The organism is Gryllotalpicola koreensis, assembly GCF_039538185.1.
Lineage (GTDB): Bacteria > Actinomycetota > Actinomycetes > Actinomycetales > Microbacteriaceae > Gryllotalpicola > Gryllotalpicola koreensis.
On sequence record NZ_BAABBW010000005.1, the window covers coordinates 143,162 to 161,344 of the forward strand.

General features: G+C 68.2%; 24 protein-coding genes. 4 read left to right on the top strand and 20 right to left on the bottom strand.

Annotated features, from left to right (window positions below; genetic code table 11):
* Window positions 1-63: 63 nt before the first annotated feature.
* Window positions 64-1,806 carry an MFS transporter gene (locus ABD708_RS15095; RefSeq protein ID WP_344755918.1) on the bottom strand — a complete coding sequence of 581 codons (1,743 nt, stop codon included), beginning with the start codon at window positions 1,804-1,806 and terminating at the stop codon, window positions 64-66.
* Window positions 1,807-1,935: 129 nt separating this feature from the next.
* Window positions 1,936-2,625 (bottom strand): hypothetical protein, encoded by a 690-nt coding sequence (locus ABD708_RS15100; RefSeq protein ID WP_344755920.1) that lies wholly within the window; start codon window positions 2,623-2,625, stop codon window positions 1,936-1,938.
* Window positions 2,626-2,809: 184 nt separating this feature from the next.
* Here ABD708_RS15100 and ABD708_RS15105 point away from each other — a divergent pair, with 184 nt between their 5' ends.
* The 4 genes from ABD708_RS15105 (at window position 2,810) to ABD708_RS15120 (ending at window position 4,946) form a co-directional block, all read left to right on the top strand.
* A complete protein-coding gene (locus ABD708_RS15105; RefSeq protein ID WP_344755921.1) occupies window positions 2,810-3,157 on the top strand; it encodes a hypothetical protein in 348 nt (115 codons plus the stop codon).
* Between the two features lie 248 nt (window positions 3,158-3,405).
* Window positions 3,406-3,636 carry a hypothetical protein gene (locus ABD708_RS15110; RefSeq protein WP_344755923.1) on the top strand — a complete coding sequence of 77 codons (231 nt, stop codon included), beginning with the start codon at window positions 3,406-3,408 and terminating at the stop codon, window positions 3,634-3,636.
* 219 nt (window positions 3,637-3,855) lie between these two features.
* Window positions 3,856-4,698: a tyrosine-type recombinase/integrase gene (locus ABD708_RS15115; RefSeq protein WP_344755925.1), complete on the top strand. Its 843-nt coding sequence runs from the start codon at window positions 3,856-3,858 to the stop codon at window positions 4,696-4,698.
* A complete protein-coding gene (locus tag ABD708_RS15120) occupies window positions 4,695-4,946 on the top strand; it encodes a helix-turn-helix domain-containing protein (protein ID WP_344755927.1) in 252 nt (83 codons plus the stop codon). Before ABD708_RS15115 ends, ABD708_RS15120 begins: the two co-directional genes overlap by 4 nt.
* 179 nt (window positions 4,947-5,125) lie before the next feature.
* On the opposite strand, the gene ABD708_RS15125 is transcribed toward ABD708_RS15120, so the two are convergent.
* The 18 genes from ABD708_RS15125 to ABD708_RS15210 form a co-directional block, all read right to left on the bottom strand.
* Window positions 5,126-5,344, bottom strand: a complete 219-nt coding sequence (locus tag ABD708_RS15125) for a hypothetical protein (RefSeq protein WP_344755929.1) — start codon at window positions 5,342-5,344, stop codon at window positions 5,126-5,128.
* Window positions 5,341-5,586 (bottom strand): hypothetical protein, encoded by a 246-nt coding sequence (locus ABD708_RS15130; protein WP_344755931.1) that lies wholly within the window; start codon window positions 5,584-5,586, stop codon window positions 5,341-5,343. Before ABD708_RS15130 ends, ABD708_RS15125 begins: the two co-directional genes overlap by 4 nt.
* The gene (locus ABD708_RS15135) at window positions 5,583-6,284 is read right to left on the bottom strand and encodes a hypothetical protein (protein ID WP_344755932.1); all 702 of its coding nucleotides are present in this window, start codon (window positions 6,282-6,284) and stop codon (window positions 5,583-5,585) included. Before ABD708_RS15135 ends, ABD708_RS15130 begins: the two co-directional genes overlap by 4 nt.
* Window positions 6,281-7,162 carry a tail fiber domain-containing protein gene (locus ABD708_RS15140; RefSeq protein ID WP_344755934.1) on the bottom strand — a complete coding sequence of 294 codons (882 nt, stop codon included), beginning with the start codon at window positions 7,160-7,162 and terminating at the stop codon, window positions 6,281-6,283. Before ABD708_RS15140 ends, ABD708_RS15135 begins: the two co-directional genes overlap by 4 nt.
* Window positions 7,162-8,904, bottom strand: coding sequence for a carbohydrate binding domain-containing protein (locus tag ABD708_RS15145; RefSeq protein WP_344755936.1), 1,743 nt, complete (start codon window positions 8,902-8,904; stop codon window positions 7,162-7,164). Before ABD708_RS15145 ends, ABD708_RS15140 begins: the two co-directional genes overlap by 1 nt.
* The gene (locus tag ABD708_RS15150; protein ID WP_344755938.1) at window positions 8,901-9,251 is read right to left on the bottom strand and encodes a hypothetical protein; all 351 of its coding nucleotides are present in this window, start codon (window positions 9,249-9,251) and stop codon (window positions 8,901-8,903) included. The genes ABD708_RS15145 and ABD708_RS15150 overlap by 4 nt, the downstream gene beginning before the upstream one ends.
* Entirely contained in the window at window positions 9,251-10,723 is a 1,473-nt protein-coding gene (locus ABD708_RS15155; protein WP_344755940.1) for a hypothetical protein, read from the bottom strand. The genes ABD708_RS15150 and ABD708_RS15155 overlap by 1 nt, the downstream gene beginning before the upstream one ends.
* 1 nt (window position 10,724) lies before the next feature.
* The gene (locus ABD708_RS15160; protein WP_344755942.1) at window positions 10,725-11,228 is read right to left on the bottom strand and encodes a hypothetical protein; all 504 of its coding nucleotides are present in this window, start codon (window positions 11,226-11,228) and stop codon (window positions 10,725-10,727) included.
* Window positions 11,229-11,231: 3 nt separating this feature from the next.
* Window positions 11,232-11,720: a hypothetical protein gene (locus tag ABD708_RS15165; RefSeq protein ID WP_344755944.1), complete on the bottom strand. Its 489-nt coding sequence runs from the start codon at window positions 11,718-11,720 to the stop codon at window positions 11,232-11,234.
* Window positions 11,721-11,730: 10 nt separating this feature from the next.
* Window positions 11,731-12,156, bottom strand: a complete 426-nt coding sequence (locus tag ABD708_RS15170) for a hypothetical protein (protein ID WP_344755946.1) — start codon at window positions 12,154-12,156, stop codon at window positions 11,731-11,733.
* On the bottom strand, window positions 12,156-12,491 hold the full coding sequence (locus ABD708_RS15175) for a hypothetical protein (RefSeq protein ID WP_344755948.1): 336 nt from the start codon (window positions 12,489-12,491) through the stop codon (window positions 12,156-12,158). Before ABD708_RS15175 ends, ABD708_RS15170 begins: the two co-directional genes overlap by 1 nt.
* Before the next feature lie 59 nt (window positions 12,492-12,550).
* Window positions 12,551-14,257, bottom strand: coding sequence for an HK97 family phage prohead protease (locus ABD708_RS15180; protein ID WP_344755950.1), 1,707 nt, complete (start codon window positions 14,255-14,257; stop codon window positions 12,551-12,553).
* The gene (locus tag ABD708_RS15185) at window positions 14,254-15,393 is read right to left on the bottom strand and encodes a phage portal protein (protein WP_344755952.1); all 1,140 of its coding nucleotides are present in this window, start codon (window positions 15,391-15,393) and stop codon (window positions 14,254-14,256) included. The genes ABD708_RS15180 and ABD708_RS15185 overlap by 4 nt, the downstream gene beginning before the upstream one ends.
* Before the next feature lie 37 nt (window positions 15,394-15,430).
* Complete coding sequence (locus ABD708_RS15190) at window positions 15,431-15,634, bottom strand: hypothetical protein (protein ID WP_344755954.1); 204 nt, start codon at window positions 15,632-15,634, stop codon at window positions 15,431-15,433.
* Window positions 15,635-15,642: 8 nt separating this feature from the next.
* The gene (locus ABD708_RS15195; RefSeq protein ID WP_344755956.1) at window positions 15,643-17,100 is read right to left on the bottom strand and encodes a hypothetical protein; all 1,458 of its coding nucleotides are present in this window, start codon (window positions 17,098-17,100) and stop codon (window positions 15,643-15,645) included.
* Window positions 17,097-17,450, bottom strand: a complete 354-nt coding sequence (locus tag ABD708_RS15200) for a hypothetical protein (RefSeq protein WP_344755958.1) — start codon at window positions 17,448-17,450, stop codon at window positions 17,097-17,099. Before ABD708_RS15200 ends, ABD708_RS15195 begins: the two co-directional genes overlap by 4 nt.
* Window positions 17,451-17,574: 124 nt before the next feature.
* A complete protein-coding gene (locus ABD708_RS15205) occupies window positions 17,575-17,871 on the bottom strand; it encodes an HNH endonuclease (RefSeq protein ID WP_344755960.1) in 297 nt (98 codons plus the stop codon).
* On the bottom strand, window positions 17,868-18,149 hold the full coding sequence (locus ABD708_RS15210; protein WP_344755962.1) for a hypothetical protein: 282 nt from the start codon (window positions 18,147-18,149) through the stop codon (window positions 17,868-17,870). The genes ABD708_RS15205 and ABD708_RS15210 overlap by 4 nt, the downstream gene beginning before the upstream one ends.
* Window positions 18,150-18,183: the final 34 nt, after the last annotated feature.

Below are 18,183 nucleotides of genomic sequence, written 5' to 3' on the forward strand. Positions count from 1 at the left end.
TGGATCGGTCACAAGAACCGTTCCCCGATGAGGGGCCGCCGACACCTCGGCACGACAGCGGCTTCAGACGTCGCTGAGCTCCTCGGCCGGCTGCGCGGCCGGCGCGTCGTCCTCGGCGTGCACGTACCTGCCGCCCATCAGCAGCGACGCCGCTGCCCCGATGACCGACATGATCGCGGCGGCGATGAACACGATGATGAGGCCGGAGTGGAACGGGTCCGAGATCAGCTGCGGGAAGAAGGTCTTGCCCGTGAGCGCCGCGGCGTCGGCGTGCGGCAGCTTGTCGAGCAGTCCCGTCGGCCCGAGCAGCGAGGCGATCGGGTTGTAGCCGAGGAAGGCGGCGAACAGACTGCCCACCGGAGGCGTCGCAGCGATCTGGTCCGCCACCGCCGCGGGCACGCCGTGCGAGGTGAGGCCGGTGGTCATCGCCTTCGGCAGCGTGTCGGCAAGGCCCGCGATCATCAGAGAGAAGAAGATGCCGATCGACAGCGAGTTGCCCGCGTTCTGGAACGTGCCGGTCATTCCGGATGCCGCACCGCGCTGGTTCGCGGGGACCGAGTTCATGATCGCCGTCCTGTTGGGGGCGGCGAACATGCCGGAACCCACGCCGTTCAGGAAGGTGATCAGGGCGAACACGAGGTAGTTGAAGTTCACCGGGATGAGCAGCAGCGCGATGAACGTCACCGCGACCAGCAGCAGGCCGCCCGTGGCGAGGGCACGCGCGCCGATCCGGTCGGAGAGCGTGCCCGACAGCGGACCCGAGACGAGGAATCCGATCGTCAACGGCAACAGGTAGATGCCCGCCCAGAACGGCGTCGACTCGTAGCTGTAGCCGTGCAGCGGCAGCCAGATTCCCTGCAGCCAGATGATCAGCATGAACTGCAGACCGCCGCGGCCGACGGAGGCGAGCAGGCCGGCGAGGTTGCCCCACACGAAGGCCTTGATGCCGAACAGGCGCAGGTTGAACATCGGGTCGGCGATGCGCTGCTCGACGATCACGAAGACGACGAGCACCACGACGCCGCCGATGATCGCGCCGAGCACCCAGGGGTTGAGCCAGCCGGTCGAGCTGTCGCCGTAGGGCTGGATGCCGTAGGTGATGCCCGTCAGCAGGGCGGTGAGCCCCACGCCGAACAGGATGTTGCCCCACCAGTCGACGCGACCCGTGCCCTTGGCGCCGACCTCGTGCAGCGACTTGTACGACCAGATGGTGCCGAGCACGCCGAACGGCACGCTGACCGCGAAGATCGCGTGCCAGTCGAGCGACGCCAGCAGGCCGCCGACGATCAGGCCGAGGAAGGTGCCCGCGATCGCCGCGATCTGGTTGATGCCGAGGGCCATGCCACGGCGGTTCACGGGGAAGGCATCCGTCAGGATCGCCGTGGAGTTGGCGAAGATCATCGAGCCGCCGACCGCCTGCACGACGCGCCAGCCGATCAGCCAGATCGCGCCGGCGCCCCCGCTGAACGGGTCGAACACGAGCAGGATCGCGGCGATCGTGAACACGACGAAGCCGAGGTTGTAGATGCGCACGCGGCCGTAGATGTCGCCGAGGCGCCCGAAGCTCATCACGAGCACGGCGGTGACGAGGATGTAGCCCATCAGCATCCACAGCAGGTAGCTGACGTTGCCCGCCTCGAGCGGGTTGAGCTTGATGCCGGTGAAGATCGCCGGCAGCGAGATCAGCACGATCGATCCATTGATCGTGGCCATCAGCATGCCGAGCGTGGTGTTGCTGAGCGCGACCCACTTGTAATGCGGGTGGTCCTTGTTGAACATTCCGGTGCGTGCAGCGCTCTGGGCCACGTCAGTCTCCGTCGGTCGGGAGTCGGGCTCACCGCCCAGCACCTCGTCGTTTTGTTGATGCGTAGCAATCAGAATAGCGGCGATGCGGCTATGCGGAGAGCCCTCCGCCTATTTCAGGAACTGCGCGGACTAGCCGAGCTGCGACACGGCGCGCGCGATCACGAGCGCGAGCATGACGAACCCCGCGAAGGATTCAAGCCCCATGAGGGCCTTCGCTCGGGTCGTGAGCGGCATGGTGTCCGTCGGGCTGAACGCCATAGCGTTGGTCAGCGAGAAATACAGGTAGTCGACGAAGGTCGCGACCCAGTCGCTCTTCGTCGACGAGCCGGCGGCCACCTCTGCCACCGTGTCGTCGTCCTCATCCTGCGGGAAGCGGAAATCGGCGAGCCTCAGCTCGGCCCGCGGCTGCGTCACCCGTGCGACGGGTCCGCCCCGGTCGAGGCACCAGTACAGCAGCGCGAACGCGATCACGTTCGTCACCCAGACCTGCAGCGAGGCGAGCAGAAGCGCACCGCCGCCGTTGGATTTCCGCGTCAGCTGCATGATCAACAGCGCAAGAGTCAGCTGGTTGGCTGCGACGAGGACGAGCGCGAGGCCGACCTCCGCCCAGCGCGAGAACCGAGTCTCCTTCGTGTAGCGATGAGGATTCAGGACGACAAGCGGTATCAGCAGCACGAGGCCCAGGCCGACGACGACATAGCGCTGAACCTCGAACAGCCCGCTCGGCAGGAAGGTGTACAGGCCGAGTGCGACCAGGATCGCGATCGCGACCGGCCACCGATGCTCGGGCCGCGCCGCCCGCTTCTCTCGATCGACCATCGAGGCACCTCCCCCTCCCGGTAAGGCGGTACCCGCCTCAGGCTTCGGGCATATCCACGCGCCATTCGACGGTCGGCCGCCGCGGGCCGTCGCGAGCCGCCGCGGACCGTCGCGCAAGCCCGTTGACCCGCCGCTGATCGCGACGTGGAATATCGGCACGGGCTACGGAAAGGAGACCATCGAGATGACGATCCGACTGAACGAAGCCGCACTCTCTCACGCGCGAGGCCTACTGCGCACCGGCGACTTCGTCGCGGACGAGCGCGACGACTGGAGCGAAGACGCGCCCAGCGCCGACGACGGCAACGCCTTCATCGACAAGCACGGCATGAAGGAATACGCGAAGTGGTTCCTCGGCGAGGACACCGACGCGACGGAGGGCACGAAGGGCCGATACGAGTTCCCGTACGGCGACTTCAAGAAACTGCACCGCTGCGCGGTGATCTCCGGCGAGAGCCGTGCGGGACAGTACAAGCATCCATCGATCGAGAAGGCCTACCAGGAGCTGCTGGACGCGCTCGACCGCAAATAGACGGTAGCCCGGCAGCCGACAACACCGGCCCCCCACGACGAAGGCCCGGAGCCGAAGCTCCGGGCCTTGTTGGTGCGCCCCCAGGGACTTGAACCCTGAACCACTGATTATCCGCTTGCCGTCGAGATCGACTTCCTGCTCTGGGCGCTCGAGCTCGAGGCATCCGCCGGCTGCACCTGGTGCGGCTCGTCGAAGCACTCGTCGCGCTACTGCCCGATCCTGCACGGCCGCTACGAGGCGGTCGAACGATGACCACCTACTGCCCCAGCCCCGACCACGACGGCGCGAAGGTGCCAGCAACGCGGCACATCGAGATCGCGCCCGCGGACGCGCCGACCGAGCGCGACCGTTACCTGATGACGACCGAGACCATGCGCTGCGAGTCGTGCGTCGAGATCGTCGTCGCAGTGATGGTGCGCAACGGTCAGCGCGTCACGATCTGGGCCACCGAACCACTCGAACAGGAGTCGGAGCGATGACGCATCCGGCGATTCACCTCGTTCCCGACGGCGACGATTTCGAAGCCTGGTGCGACTCGTGTGGCGCGTGGACGTGCGGGCACCTGATCAGCGACTGCATGGATGCGCTCGTCGACCTACCCTGCCGAGCTGCGGCGTAGACCGCTCGTTCTGTCCCCTCATGCTCCGACACCCGAAGTCGGGAATGAACTCGACATCCCCACGACGCAAGGTTGCGAAATGCACAGCAACACCACACCACACTCATGGCTCGACCTCATCAACAGCTACCTCGGATGGCTCGCATCCGGCGGCATCGCCGCCGGCACCCTCAAGCTGCGCCGCTACCAGCTCGAGCGCTTCGCCCTCGAGATCGACAAGCCCGCTTCCGAGGTGCGCCTCGATGACGTGATCGACTACTTCGAGGGGCGCAAGTGGTCGGGCGCGACCGTGCGCAGCGTGCGCGCGGCGCTGCGTGGCTTCTACCGGTGGGGGTGCGCGGTCGGACGCCTCGACGACGATCCGACGCGCCTCCTGCGCCCGCTCAAGCACAACGCGCGCGTGCGCCCGCCGGCATCCGAGGCGTCCATCGCCGAGGGGCTCGCGAGCGTCGACAGGCGCGTGCGGCTGATGGTGCGGCTCGGTGCCGAGGTCGGCCTGCGCTGCTGCGAGATCGCGCTCGTAAACTCCGGCGACGTGTTCGAGGACCTCGTCGGCTACTCGCTGGTCGTGCACGGCAAGGGCGGCAAGCGGCGCATCGTCCCGATCGAGCCCGACCTCGCGCTGATCATCGCACGCTGCCAGGGCTGGCTGTTCCCCGGCCAGATCGACGGGCACCTGTCCGCGAAGTACATCTCGAAGCTGCTCTCGCGCGCGATGAGCAAGGCGACCGGGCACCAGCTGCGGCACCGGTTCGGCACGGTCACCTACGACGAGGGCGGCAAGGACCTGCGCGCCGTGCAGGAACTGCTCGGGCACTCGTCCCTCGTCACAACACAGATCTACGTGCACGTCGGCGACGCCGCGAAGCGCCGCGCCGCTGCGGCAGCCGTCGTGCGGCCAGGGGTGGCGCTGGCATCATGACCGTCGAGACGAGCGAGTACCTCGCGATGGTGCGGCGCATGCTGCGCGCTGCCGGCAAGCGGGTGGCGGATGCCGACGAGGTCGAACTCGCCGAGCTCGTAGCGCTGCGGGCCGAGCTCGAGCAGGCGATCGCGTCGGCCGTCGACGGACAGCACGAGCGCGGCGTCTCCTGGCGCGGAATCGCGGCGGGGCTCGGCGTGAACCGGTCGGCCGCTCACGAGCGCTACGCGCGCAAGGTGTCCGGGTGAACCGGACGCTGAATTAACGAGTGCCCCGGCATCCGAACGAGGTGTTGCCGGGGCGCTCTTCGCCACGTCACAAATAGGGCCTATGGTCATCACATGGACAACCCCAAGCTCGTGCTCTCGGTGGGCGTGCTCTTCGTGCTCTTCGTGATCGTCGTCGGGGTCGGATCGTTGATGGCCGGCTAGCTGCCGCTGATGTGTGCGGCTGCGGTGGCGGCGACGAGAGTGCCAACGCCAGCCGCTGCGGCGGCGAGCCACGCGTGCGGGTCGGTGAGGTCGCGCTGTGCCGCGAGGGTGAGCAGCGTCGTGCCGACCGGGGCCGCGATCAGGTAGATGCGGGTGCGGCTGGCGCGCTTGAGCGTGATCGGTTCGGGAGTCGGGGCCGGGGCGGTGTTGGTCATGTGGGTGTCTCCTCGTCTTGTTCTGGGAATAGGCCGTAGGGCGGGTCTGGTGGTGGCGGTTGCTTGCCTCGGTAGATGTGGTCGATGAGCTTGCGGGTCCAGATCCACCAGAGCCGGTCGCGGGTCTCGAGGTGGGTGAGGCGTCGGCGCAAGCGGACGTGCGAGCTGGTGAGGGTGCCGACGCCGGCCACGATGACGGCCTGGACGGCGACGATCGCGGCGATGATCTCGGCTTCGGTCACTGGCTGACGGTGACTTTGAGGTTGTCGAGCGCGCCTTGCACGCCGTCTTCCACGGCTTTCTGGATGGTGGCAGGGTCGCCGCCTTGGCCCTTCGCGAGCTGCGCCACGGCGGCGGTGAGCCCGGCGAGCTGGGCTGATTGCTGCTGCTGCGAACGGAACAGGAACGCGAGGATGTTGGCCTCGGACCCTGCCGAGTCGTTGACCTTGTGCGCTTGCACGGCGGTCGCGATCGCGGTGAGTAGCTTGTCGCTGCTGGCGAGTTCATCGATGGTGGGCATGTCGTCCTCCTGGGTTGCGGTTTGGTTGTCTACGGGCGTGCCGAGCAGGTTGGCGGAGTATCCGGCGAAGGTGACGTTGCCGGCGCCGTGCAGGCCTTGAAGGGAGGCGAGGCGGGCGGCGATGGTGGTCGCGCCCACGTGCTCCCAGGTGGGCGCGTCGGTGGCGTAGACCTGGCCGTCGATGACGGCCACGATGTCGCCGGCGCCGTTCTTCTCGGTGAACCATGCGAAGCCGTTGCGCACGGGCGTCTGGGTGATTCCGGGGGTGGCGTCCATGGCGGCTTGCGCGGTGGGGAGGTTGGCCGGATAGGCCGGCATGCCGGCGGCTTTGGCGGCGTCGTACCAGTAGGACAGGCAGTAGGAGCGCCGGTTCGTGGGATGCGCGGTGACGTAGGCGATCAGCTTGGCCGGGTCGATCACTGTGCTTCCCCCTGTTCGAGTCGCGTCACGCGGGCGTTGAGGTCCTGGTAGGCGGCGATCGCGAGGAGGGCGAGCTTGTCGTAGTGCACGCCTTGCGGGCGGCCGAGCTCGTCGTAGAACACGAGCCAGTCGAGGCCTGCGGCGATGAGTTCCTCGGCGATGACGCCGTACTCGATGGGCGCGTTCTCGCCGTCGAGGTCGACGGCGGCTGTGTATCGGAACTGCACGAGGCGCAGCGCGTACGCGGCGGCCAGGTCCGGTCTCCAGTCCGCGATGTCGGTCTTGAACCTCTCGGATGACGCGCTCGCGCCGATGCGGCCGTCGCTGTTGAGGTACGCGGCCACGTACCCGGACGTGACCGGCGTCGAGCGACCATTGGGCGTGTAGATCGGCGTGCTGCCGAAGTTCCCGTCGTCCTCGTCGCGCTTGGCGGCCAGCGCGGCGGACTTCACAATGCTGTCGTTGCCGGATGCCGCGGTGAAGATCACCGTGTCATCCACCCGCGCGACGAACACGCCGTTCTCCCACGAGAGGCTGATGTCGTTGGCGCCGTAGGCGCGGTTTCGGACGGCCTGTATCAGACGCGCGGCGGGGATCCGGGCGGCAGCCAGCGTCCCGGTCGTGATGTCGGAGGCGTCCCACGTCTTCGCGTCGGTCTCCGCTTTGGAGTACACATCCAAGTTGGTGCGCGCCCCGGCGGCATCGCTGGCGCCCGTGCCGCCGCTGGCGATAGTGCGGATCGCGACGCCATAGCGGGCGATCATGTCGCGGGTCGAGTTTATGAACCGGTGCACGACGTTCAGCTCTTCCAGGCCGGTCATCACGTCCAGGCCCGCCTCAGCGGCCTCGGTTCCTGCGGTTGCGTCTCCATCAGCCATCAGAGGGCGCTCCATTCTGCGGTATCGATCGGGTGTCCTGCGGGGATGTCCGCGATCGGGTGCCCGTCCGGGCCGATCACGATCGCGTTCACGGGGGTGTCGGCGAGGCCGGCCGTGGTGACGGTCATCTCGTCGCCGGCGAGGTCGAAGCTCACCGCAGACACGAGCCCGGTCAGCAGGGGCGTGTCCGGGGCGATGACGACGACCGGGTTGTAGGGCTGCACACTCGGGTCGCTGACCACGGTCGGCGAGAGCTGGTGCCCCTTCGCCTGCTGCCGCTTCAGGACATACGCCGCCAGCCCAGGACCCGGATACGGGCTCGTCTCCTCGCGGTACAGCGCCCGCGAGCTGCCCGGCGCGCCGGCCACGTCGTACCTGGTCTGCTGCACCCCGGCCGCGTCCGTCCAGATATACGCGACGACCACGGCATCGAACCAGCCATCAGCGTCGGCAAGATCGATCGAGTCCGTACCGGACTTCAGGTTCACGCCCCGCGAGACGATCACGGTTCCCGGCTCGATGTAATCCGAGCCGATCAGCCGCCACCTGCGCTGCTCGTCGCAGAACAGGCGCATGCCCGCCGCCGCGACGACCGGGCTGATCAGGTCCCACAAACTGCGCCCCGGCATCCACGCCAGCGACTCCGGGTCACGGTCCACCAGCGGGTCACGGGTCGCCGTCGAAGCGTTGGCGGCGCCGGACCACGTGTAGCTGTAATGCGCATCAGAGGGGAAGTTGCCGTCGAAGAACGCCAACGGCTGCCCGCTGGTCTCCAGCCCGTCACCCTCGACGAGCATCATGTTGTCCACCCCGAGCGTCCCGCCGCTATACCCGAACAGGACGCGCACGAACGCCGCTCTGGCATCAACCGGGATAGCCGCAGTGACACGGGACTCCTGCCACGAGCCGGAAGCTGAGACACGGTTGCCACGCACGGTCACATAGCTGCCGGCCGCGTTCATGTAATAGATCGCGACCTGTAGGTTGTCAGAAGAACTCGCGCTGCCGCTCGGGGACTGCGGCAGCAGGTCCGCCCTGAACGTGTAGGTGCTGCCGGCCTGCATCCCGAACTGGAACGTGCCCGATGCGGCATCACCCGTGAAACGCAACTGCGACGAGGTCGACGTCGGCGCCTGCATCCCCAGCGCGAACGCACTGTACGGACCCGTGTGGATGCCAGAGACACGGCTGATCGTGCACGCAGACGCCACGAACGTCGACAAGTCCGTACCCTCGACGCCGCCATTGATCAGAAGATTCGTGACCTCAGTCGTCGTCGTCACATCCGCGTCGGCCGAGCCCGGCTCCAGCGTTGCGCCGATCTTCGGCAGCAACCACTCACCGACCAGACCCCGAAGACTCCCCTGATGAGCACGCGCCCCAACATCCACAACCGCCGTCACATTCGTCAGGTCCTGCAACAAGCACTCATCCGTGTCGGCGCTGATCTGAACGTCCCCGAGGTAGTCAAGCTGTCGGACACGCAGGGCGAGGTCGTAGTCACGCTGCGCCCCGTCAACCTGATGGTGCAGCTGCAGGCGAGGCGCAACGTCGGTGCGAGGATCGAGCGCGGCCCAGGTCTCGGCGTCGGGCATGGCGATCGTGAGGTCGGCTTGACCGTATGGCGACCAGCTGCTGTCGAGCTTCGCGGTTCCGCCCTTGAGCTTGAGCGGATAGGTACCCTCGCCCGCGACGAGCTGCGCGGTGATCTGCTCGTCGGTGCGGATTCGTGCTGGCGTCATCCGGTCACCTCGCGGAATCCGACGTCGACAGTCCAGCGCTTGCGGGTCGCGTCGTCGAGCGCCGGTCCGATGCTCGTCGCTGTGTAGCTGAGTGCGCGCGAGGGGTGCTCGGGCTCGTCGTACTGCAGCTGCGCGCCAGTCGCGTGCAGGGCGCGGCACGCTTCCGCCTGCTCTTCGGTGAGAAAAAACAGGGTGAGTGTGCCCGTGCGGGCCAGGGCGGGGCGCTGCGTCATCACGGTGCCGCCGCCGATGATGTCGTGCACGATCGAGCCGCCGTCCTGTGAACTCGTGACCTGCAGCACGAGGTCGGGGGTGACGGTGGTGCTGCCATCGGTGATCGTGGTCATTACTGGATTTCCCTCCCCCGGCGCGAGTTGACGATCACGTCGAGCTGCACTTTCTTTGAGGCCTGCGCCCTGAGGTCCGCGAGCTGTCGTTGTGCGGCGGTGGTGTCGAGCTGGACGGAAGGGCCGTCGATCGTCGACGGGATCGAGCTCTGTAGCTGCGCCGCGTAGGTGGCGGCGTTTCCGGTGGCCATGTCGGACCAAATCTGGTTCAGGCTGGCCTTCTGCACGGGGTTGGCCTTCTTGTAGGCATTGATGAATTCGGCCTGCGCCTCGGGTGCCTGGTTCTGCAGGAACTGCTTGGCCGAGTCGGAGAGGTCGCTGGTGGTGATGTCGGCGGCGGCGTTCTTGATCTCGTTGGCGAGGTCGGTCCACTGCTTGATGTAGCCGGCGGTGTCGAAGGCTTTCGTGCTCTGGTTGTAGAAGTCGTCCGTGTCGCTGGCGGCGTCCTGAAGCGCGGACTGGTAGCCGTCGACGGCGGCCTGCTGCGCGGCGATCGCGTTGGCGCTGGTGTCGGCGTAGTCGGCGTAGGCGTCCTTGGCACCCTGGATGGCGCTCTGCTGCGCGTTGAGGCTCTTGAGGACTTTCTGCCCGGCGAGGTCGGCTGCACCGGCGATGGCGTTGTAGGAGCCGATCTGCGAGGTGAGGAAGTCGCTCTGGTCGGTGCTGGCCTTGGCTTGTTCTTTGGACTGTTGAGCGACGGACCTGCGGACCTTCTCGACGGCGTCGGGGATGCCGGCGTAGGCCTGCGCGAGCGTCTTGGTGGAGACGCCGGCCTCCTTCGCCTCGGTCTTGATCTGCTTGAGGTTCTTCGCCGTGCCGTCGGCGAGCTGGAATTGACCCGAGTAGATGTCCTGCAGCGTCTGAGCGATCTGCGCATTCTGCAGGCTCGAGCCCTGCTCGATCAGCTGGCCGGCCATCTGGCCGATTGCCTGCTGGGTTGCCTGCGCTTTCTGCTGCGCGATCGTGATGGCGTTGATGACGAGGCCGATACCGGCGGCGCCGGCTGCCGTGGCAGCGATGGCCGGCAGCCCCTCGAAGCTCGACGCGAGTCCGCCGAGGGTGTCCTGCGCGATCTGCGCGAAGTCGGTGACGTCGCCGCGGAACGAGCTGAACGTCTCCCCGATGTTCTGCCGCGCCTCGCTGGCGAATTCCTCGGTCGACTGGCCGGCCTTCCTGGTCGCCTCGTCGGTGTCGTTCGACCAGCTGCGGCTTGAGTTGCTGCCGCGTTTCGAGGTGTCCTCGCTGGCGCGGGCGAGGTCGGCGAACGACTGCTCGAGCCGGTCGTTGCTCGCCTTGATCTCCTTGGCTGAGTCTTGGAAGGCGTCGCCCTGTTTCTGCGCGGCGCGCTGACTGTCGTGCACGACGTCGTCGAGGCTGTCGCCGACGTCGTCGAGCGTGGTGCCGACACGGTCGGCGCCCTTGAGGAAGGCGTTGACCTCGGCGAGGAAGTCGATCTGGATGCCGCGTGCCATCTCAGCTCCTGTCGTCCTGCGCCGCAGCGCGGAAGGTGTCGACGACGACGCGCACCCACAGGCCGACGATTTTGGTTCCGACGATTGAGGCGGCGGCCATGGCGACGCGGCCGTGCTTCTGCCGGCCGGGGAGGGAGCGGCCAACCCATGCGGTCACCTCGTATCTCCTTCCTCGTGTGCTGGTGCGGGTGTAGGTCTTCTGGCGGTTGCGCGTGCCGAACTCGTCGGCGGCCCAGTTGGTGGCGGGGTCGAGGCCGCCGCGCAGCGGCTTGCGGGATTGCGCCGCCTTGAGTCGCACCTGCCGTACGCCGACGGCGACGGATGCGCCGCGGACGATCATCGGCTCGTCGTGCACGTTCTCGATGTGCGCTGCGAGCGCCTCGGTCCACATGGGGCGGGCCTTCTGGCGGGCGGTCTTGTTGATGTCGTTGCGGACCTCGCGCTGGGCGCCGCGGAGCGCGAGCAGCACAGCCTGCAGCTCGCGTGATCCGCGGACGCTCAGCACGTGCTACGCCTCGGGCTCGTCGTCGGGGTTGCCGTCGCCGTCGGCGTCGTCGAAGTCCTCGTACTCGAGGCAGTCCATCGTGACGGTCGCCTCGTTGTACTGGTTGGTCGGGCCGCCGAGGGCAGGGGCCTTGAGGATGATCGTCGCCTTGGTGCCGAACGTGCCGGCGGCGTTGGGCTTGTAGATGACGGTGACCTGCTCGCCCTTGTGCGCGCGCATGAAGCGCCAGAGTGAATCGGGGTTGTCGGTGTCCTGCGCGACGTTCATGACGCACTGGGCAGGCACGTCTGGCGGTACGTTGTCGGTCACGCGCGCGTCGTCTGTGCCGCCCTTCCAGCTGATGGTGGTCGGGTCGTTGTCGGTGATCGACATCGACGAGACGTGCTTCTGGTAGTCCTTGGTGTCGCCGGCGGGCGCGGCCGGGTCGACGGGGATGCGGACGATGAGGTTCTTCTGCGCCTTCATCTGCAGCGGCGCGACGGTGTTCGCCATGGTGGCTCTCCTAGTTGATCGTGGTGTCGATGCCGCCAACGGCGACGATGGTGAGGACGTTGGACGGGTGGGCGTCGTCGAACTGGTCGGGCGCGATCTGCGTCCAAGTCAGGCCGGGGATCGGGGCGAGCGCGTCGAGGATGATGTCGAGCGCGTCGGCGAAGGCCTGGGCGACGTCGGCCGGGTTCGTCTCGGGGACGAGGATGTGGACGGGGAAGCTGAGCATGTAGCCGGCGCCGCCGACGACGGCCGGGGTGTAGGTCGGCGCGTCGACCATGAGCAGCGCGTCGAGGTCGGGGCGGATCGGGCCGGGCAGTGCGTTGACGTAGCCGCGGACCTCGTAGCCGCCGAGCTCGTCGGGCGTCTGTGGGTCGTCGGTCGGCTGCGGCAGGACGCCTCGCAGGGCGGTGACGAGTTGCGTGATCGGGTCTGGCATCATCCGACTCCGGGGGTGAGGCGGCGGGGCACGAGCAGGTTGCGGATCGTGGCGTCCATCGGGTAGACGCGCACGGTCTGGGTGCCGCCGCCGAGCACGTCGCCGTCGCCGGCGCTCTGGAAGTTGACGAGCGAGCGGGCCTGCAGGAGCTGCGCCCGCCGCCACCGGTAGGAGATGTCGGAGATCGGCTCGCCGTCCTCGTCGAGGGCGAGGTCGCCGAGGTAGTCGAGGCACTGCTCCTTAGCGGCGGTCAGCACTTCGGTCAGGTCCTCGCCGGTGGGCGCGTCGGGCCACACGGGGACGAGCTCGCCGCGCTGCGTGTACCAGGTGGCCATGGTTCTCCTTGTGGTGTGGTGGGCGCCGCCGCGACCCCTCGACGGCGGCGCCCGGTCTGTTACGCGGCGCGCGAGCCCTTGAGGATGGCGCGCGGGTCGAACGGGTCGAGGCGTCCGTAGCCGTAGAATCCGAGGTCGATGCCTCCGACGCTGACCGCGACGGCCTGGATGCCGGGCAGCTGCTTCTCCTTGAGGGTCAGCACGCGGTTGTCGAACGCGTTGTAGGTGCCGGCGGCGAGGGTCGACTCGTTCGTGATCGTGAGGCCGCCCTGCGACTCGGCGGACGCGTCGGCGATGTTGAGAACGATGTTGGCGTTCTGCAGCCACAGCGGCAGCTCGGCAGACGGGCCGGCGGGCAGGTCCTCGAGCTCGGCCCAGAGCGTGTCGTCGAGGAAGATGCGGTTGATCTTCCCGCCGATGCTGCGCGGCTGCTTGATGATGCCCTTGAGCACGGAGACAATGTCGGAGCCGGCCGCGAACGCGGGCACGGTCGTGGCGGCTGCCTGCACGGCGGCGCGCGCCTTGGCGTTGTACTTGATGGCGTACTGCCGGGCGCGGGCCTGCAGGAACGAGCTTGTGAACTCGGGGTCCGCGAAGTCGACGAACGAGCGCGCCACGCGGTGCACGGCGGCGACGGCCCAGCCGGTGGACTCGAAGGCCTTGGTGGTCGGGTCGTTGCTGTCGATCTCGGCGAGCGAGCTGAGGTCGGCGTCGACGACGTCGGGCTCCTCGTCCCATGACCAGCCCTTAGACTTGAGCGCGTTCATGGTGCCGGGCGCGCCGATCGCGGTGACGTAGGGCTGGTCGACGTTCGCGAGCTGCATGACCTCGCCCTGCCACTCGGGCTGGCCGAACGCGTCGGCCGCGTCGGAGTCGCCGGTGAACTCGCCGATGGCGAGGTTGAAGTCCTCGACGCTGCGCAGGCGCATGTTCCGTGCCGCGTCCGTGATGGCCATGACGACGGACTGGAAGTTGTGGCCACGGCTGCGGGTGTGCAGGTTGCCGCGCGGGGCGGGCTGCTGGTCGGGGCCGGCGGCGAGCGCCTGCTCTGGGGTGGCCGGCGCGGCGGGCTCGGGGGCCGGGCCGATGGCCGTGAGCGCCGCGAGGGCGGCGTCGTGCTGTTCCTGGGTGATGGTGCCGGCGGCGAGTGCTGCCGCCAGCTGTGCGCGGTTCACGGGGGTTTCCTCCTGTGTGTTGGTGGCGGCTGCGACGGATGCCGCAACGCTTGTGACGCCTGCATCGGCGACGGCGGGGATGGCCACGAGGCTGGTCTCGTACCAGTCGGCGGCGGTGACGTGGATGTTGTAGTCCTCGTCGATGAAGTAGTCGGTGGCGGTGAATCCGACGGAGAGCCCGTCGCGGAGGCCGGCCTGCGCGGATGCGAGGGCCTTGTCGCCGTCCTCGCCCTCGGGGATCGCGTAGGTGACCTCGAGCGTTCCCTCGTCGATGGAGGCGGCGTAGCCGACGGGCTGGCGCTGGTCGTGGTCGACGAGCATCTTGTTGCGGGTGAGCGGCTGCCGGGTCTGCAGGCTGCCGGGCTCGAGAACCATGTAGTGGCTCGGGATGAGCTCGCCGTAGACGCTCGCGGTTCCGCTGATGGTGCGCGAGCTGTCATCGACGGCGAGACGGCCGGCGAAGGCGCTGCGCACGTTCAGGCGCGGGCGGGGTGCTTCGCCGTTGCCGCCGATCTGCGCGAGCGCGGCGGTGTACTGGACGTCGCCGATGAGGCCGAGGCGGTGCAGCCTCTCGATCTGGTGCCGGTTCATGCCCAGCCCTCCCATTGCTTGATCTGGTCCGTGGTGATGAATCCGCCGTCGATGCCGACCTTGTACGCCTCGAAGCGGGTCTTCATGTCGTCGCGGGTGAAGCGGTCGGTGTCGAACTCGACGTACTGCGTGCCGGGTGTGACGTCGGGCATGCCGAGGCGGTCGGCGATCGCGGTCATGATCGGGTCCATGCCGACGTTGAGCAGGTCGCGCCAGCGACTTGCCGGGTTGCTGTAGGTGAGGCTGCCGCCGGCGTTCACCTCGACGTCGAGCGCCCATGCGGGGAATCCGGTGTGCCGGGTGATCTCGAGGTCGAGTTGCTTGCGGCCGTCGATGAGCAGCTGCTCTGCGGCCTGGCCGAGCACCTTGGCGGTGATGGCCTTGGAGGTGTAGCCGACGCCCTTGCCTTCGGCGCGGGCCTGCGTCCACCGATCGATGAGCTTGTCGATCTGGTCGTCGTCGAGCGCGTCGCCGTCGTTGTGGAGGTCGATCGAGGGAACCGGGTTGGCCTCGGCGCGGGCGACGGCGCGCTGCAGGATGATCATCCGCTTGAGGGACTCGTTGGCGTGCGACAGCAGCCCGCCGTCGGGGGCCGTGAACTCGATGATGTCGCGTGCGTCGACCCGCTGGCCGAACGCCCGGACGAGGCGGCCGTCGGAGTCGAGCTGTGCCTCGTGCTGCGGCACCCACTCGACGAAGGTGGGCCACTGGTAGAAGTCCCGCTCGCGGACGATCCACCAGGTGGCCGGGTGGAAGAGCAGCGCGTCGGCGGTCCAGGTGAGGGTGAGCGAGCGCGGCCGGCCGCGCTCGGGCTGGCGCAGGAGGCTCGGCTGCAGCGGGGCGAGCGTGCCATCGGCGACCATGCGGGCGCGCAGCGGCATCCGGCCGATCATGGCGATATACTGCTGCGCCTTCGCGACGGTCGAGATCTTGAGCGCCCGCTGCCGGCTGACGTGCACGAACGGGGCGATGGAGTGGAAGAGGTTCTCGAAGGTGAGCTCGCCGAGCGGGTCGGGCGACCACGGCGATGCGAGGTCGGCGGCGTCCTGAATGGCGGGGCCAGCATCGCCGAGCGCCACGGCGCGAGCGGCGAGGCCGTAGCCGAGTCGATCGGCGATGCTGGTGACTGCTCCCACGTTTTCAACCATGCGGAGCGACCGTTACACCCGAAAATCAGTTGCGCTTCTCGGCGCGTCGCTGGCGGAATCGCTGCACTCGCGTGGTGCTGCCGGTGTTGCCCATGCGGCCGTGGATGGCCTGCTCGTGGCGTGCGCCGACCTTCCAGCCTTCGTCTTTCGTGTCCGCGAATCCGTGCCACCACGGGCACTCCGTGCACAGCACGACGGTGCTGATCTGGGTCGAGTCGAGCTTGATCATGGGGTCTCCTAGAACCTGATAACGGGGGCGCCGATGGGCTTGTCTTGGTGGTCGTGCGCCCAGATGCCGACGGCCGTGCCGATGAGGCCGGCGACCGATCCGGGCGAGCGCTTGCGGCTGAACTTGATGCCGTCGGTGCCGGCGGTGTCGAGCACGAGGCGGGCAGCTGCGTCGACGATCGAGCGGCTGCCGTCGTGCGCGAGCTCGTGGCTGCGGAAGAGCGAGAGCAGGCCGGCGCAGCTCGTCGAGTAGTCGCGGTAGCCGACCGTCGTCACCTCGACGCCGGCGCGCTCGAGATCGGCGGTAACGTGCCGGTTCTCGCCGCCGTCGTCGCAGGCGATCTGCGCCGGCATCCACTGCGAGCTGATCGAGGTGAGCAGCGGCTGCAGCCATGCGATGCCGGGCGCGGCGTGCAGTGTGCGCACGCACGCCTTGCCGGTCGAGTCGCGCCAGACCGCGCCGACCCAAGCCGATTCCGAGCCGGGCGCAACCTCGTAGACGACGGTGAGCTTGCGGCGGCTGGGCACCTCGGCGGGCTCGGCTTCGGTCGCCTCGACGTCAGCCGGGTCGATCACGGGGTCTTCGGCGATCGTCAGCCGGTTCATGAACGCGCGCATCCACTCGCCGGGCTGCTTGAGGCCGAGGCCGGCGGATGCCTCGTGCTCGAGGAAGTCGATCGTGATCGTGTTGCCGAGGGCCGGATGGAAGTCCCAGCTCGCCGGGTCGTAGGCGTCGAGCCCGTCAGGCAGCGACCACTCGAAGTACGCGAGGCCGGGCGCGCCGGCGCGGCCGTCCTCGATCAGGCCATTCATGTAGGCGCTGTTCGCGGTGCCCATCGTCGAGACGTTCCACCACTGCGAGTCGCCGTCGAGGGTGGCCTGCGCGGGCGTGATCGCGCCGGCGAGCTCGATGCCGGCGAGCTCGCTGTGCTTCCAGATCTCGTCTAGGGACACAAGGTGCGGGTGCGTGCCGTGGACGTTGTCGGGCGTCGAGAACATCTGCATGCGCGACTCGGGCAGCTCGTTCCCGTCGGCGTCGCGGCCGTGGTACGTGATCGACACTTTGCCGGCGCCGCGCTTGAGCTCGAAACGGTCGCGGTAGGCGCGCATGAGCGGAGAGTTGCGCAGCAGCAGCTGCATCTCGAGCATGCGATCGGCGGCCTCCTTGCCGGTCTGCGCGCTGAACAGAGCGAGGATGCCGGGCCGGTCGATGATGCGGTGGAGGTTCAGCGGCAGCATGAGCGTCGTCTTGCCCGACTGCCTCGGCACGGTTACGAGCACCTTCGGGTACCGGTAGCGGCCGGCGTCGTCGCGCTCGGTCGCGACGTCGACCACGAGGCGCTGCCAGGGCATGAGCGGCTTGCCGAGCATCGCGGCGACGCGCGCGATCGCGGCGCCTTCACTCTGGAAGTCGGGGTCGCGGCGGGTGGCGAAGCGCGGGGCCGGCGCGTGCGTCCAGCGGCTCACAGCGCCTCCCCGTCGACGCCGTGGCGCAGCAGCGCGGCGAGCGGGTCGGTGCCGCCGGCGACGTTGTCGCCTGCAGGCTTCGGCAGCGCGTCGAGCGCCTTGAGGTACTCGCTGTGCAGCGATGCCGCCGCGTAAGCCTGCTTGGGTCCGCCGCCGATGTGGTCGAGGCGCTGCGCGAGCGCCCGGGCGTTCTCGACGAGAGCGGCCGTCGAGGCGCCGAGATAGCCGCGCTCCTCGAGCGCCGTGATGGTCCGCTCGAGCGCGTCGGCGAGTCCGCCGGGGATGGCCGGCTGCACAGGCGGCGGCTCAAGCTCGAAGTCGAACGTGGCGTTTTCGGATGCACTCGTCATCGTTCATCTCCATTCCGTTCGAACTTCTTTTTTCCTGGCTGGGCTGTAAAAAAATGGACAAGGCTGCGCGCGGGTGTCCGGCATCCGAGCCTCAAAAAACCGGGCGACGTCGAGAGTCGAACGCTCATGCGACGGAGAACCATGCGAGCCCGTCCTCGATCAGCTGATATGTGTCGGCCGGCCGGTTGCCTCGGCTCTCGTTGCATCGCTCGTGCGCCGGGCCGAGGTTGTCGAGGTTGTAGACCGCGCCGCCCTTCGATCGAGGGATGACGTGGTCCGCGCTCGTCGCTCCCGGCAGACCGCACAGCCAGCACACGGTGCCGTACGTCTGCAGCGTGAGCTGCACGTACTCCTGTGCCTTGCGCCCACCCCATCGCGGCGCCGGCGTCACGAGCTCGACCGCGCCCGGCCCGCGGTTCACTCGTGCACCTCGAGCATCTGGCGCTCGAAGTCGCTGAACTTTGGGCGCGGGTAGACGAGCCAGTGGTTGATGAGCTCGGGGCTGGCGTAGGCGTAGGCGCGTGCGTCGTTGCCGATGAACAGGTCGAAGGCGTCGACGCCGGCCTTGACGCCGCGAGCGTTGAGCAGCTGGCCGTTGCACTCCTCGAGGGCTCGCACGTAGGCCGCGATGCGGAGGTCCTCGAACTGCATGCGCAGCTGCTTCCAGCGCTGGACGGCGGCAGCGAACACGGCACTCACCGCCGCTTCCTCTGCTCGCGGTAGATAATGACGA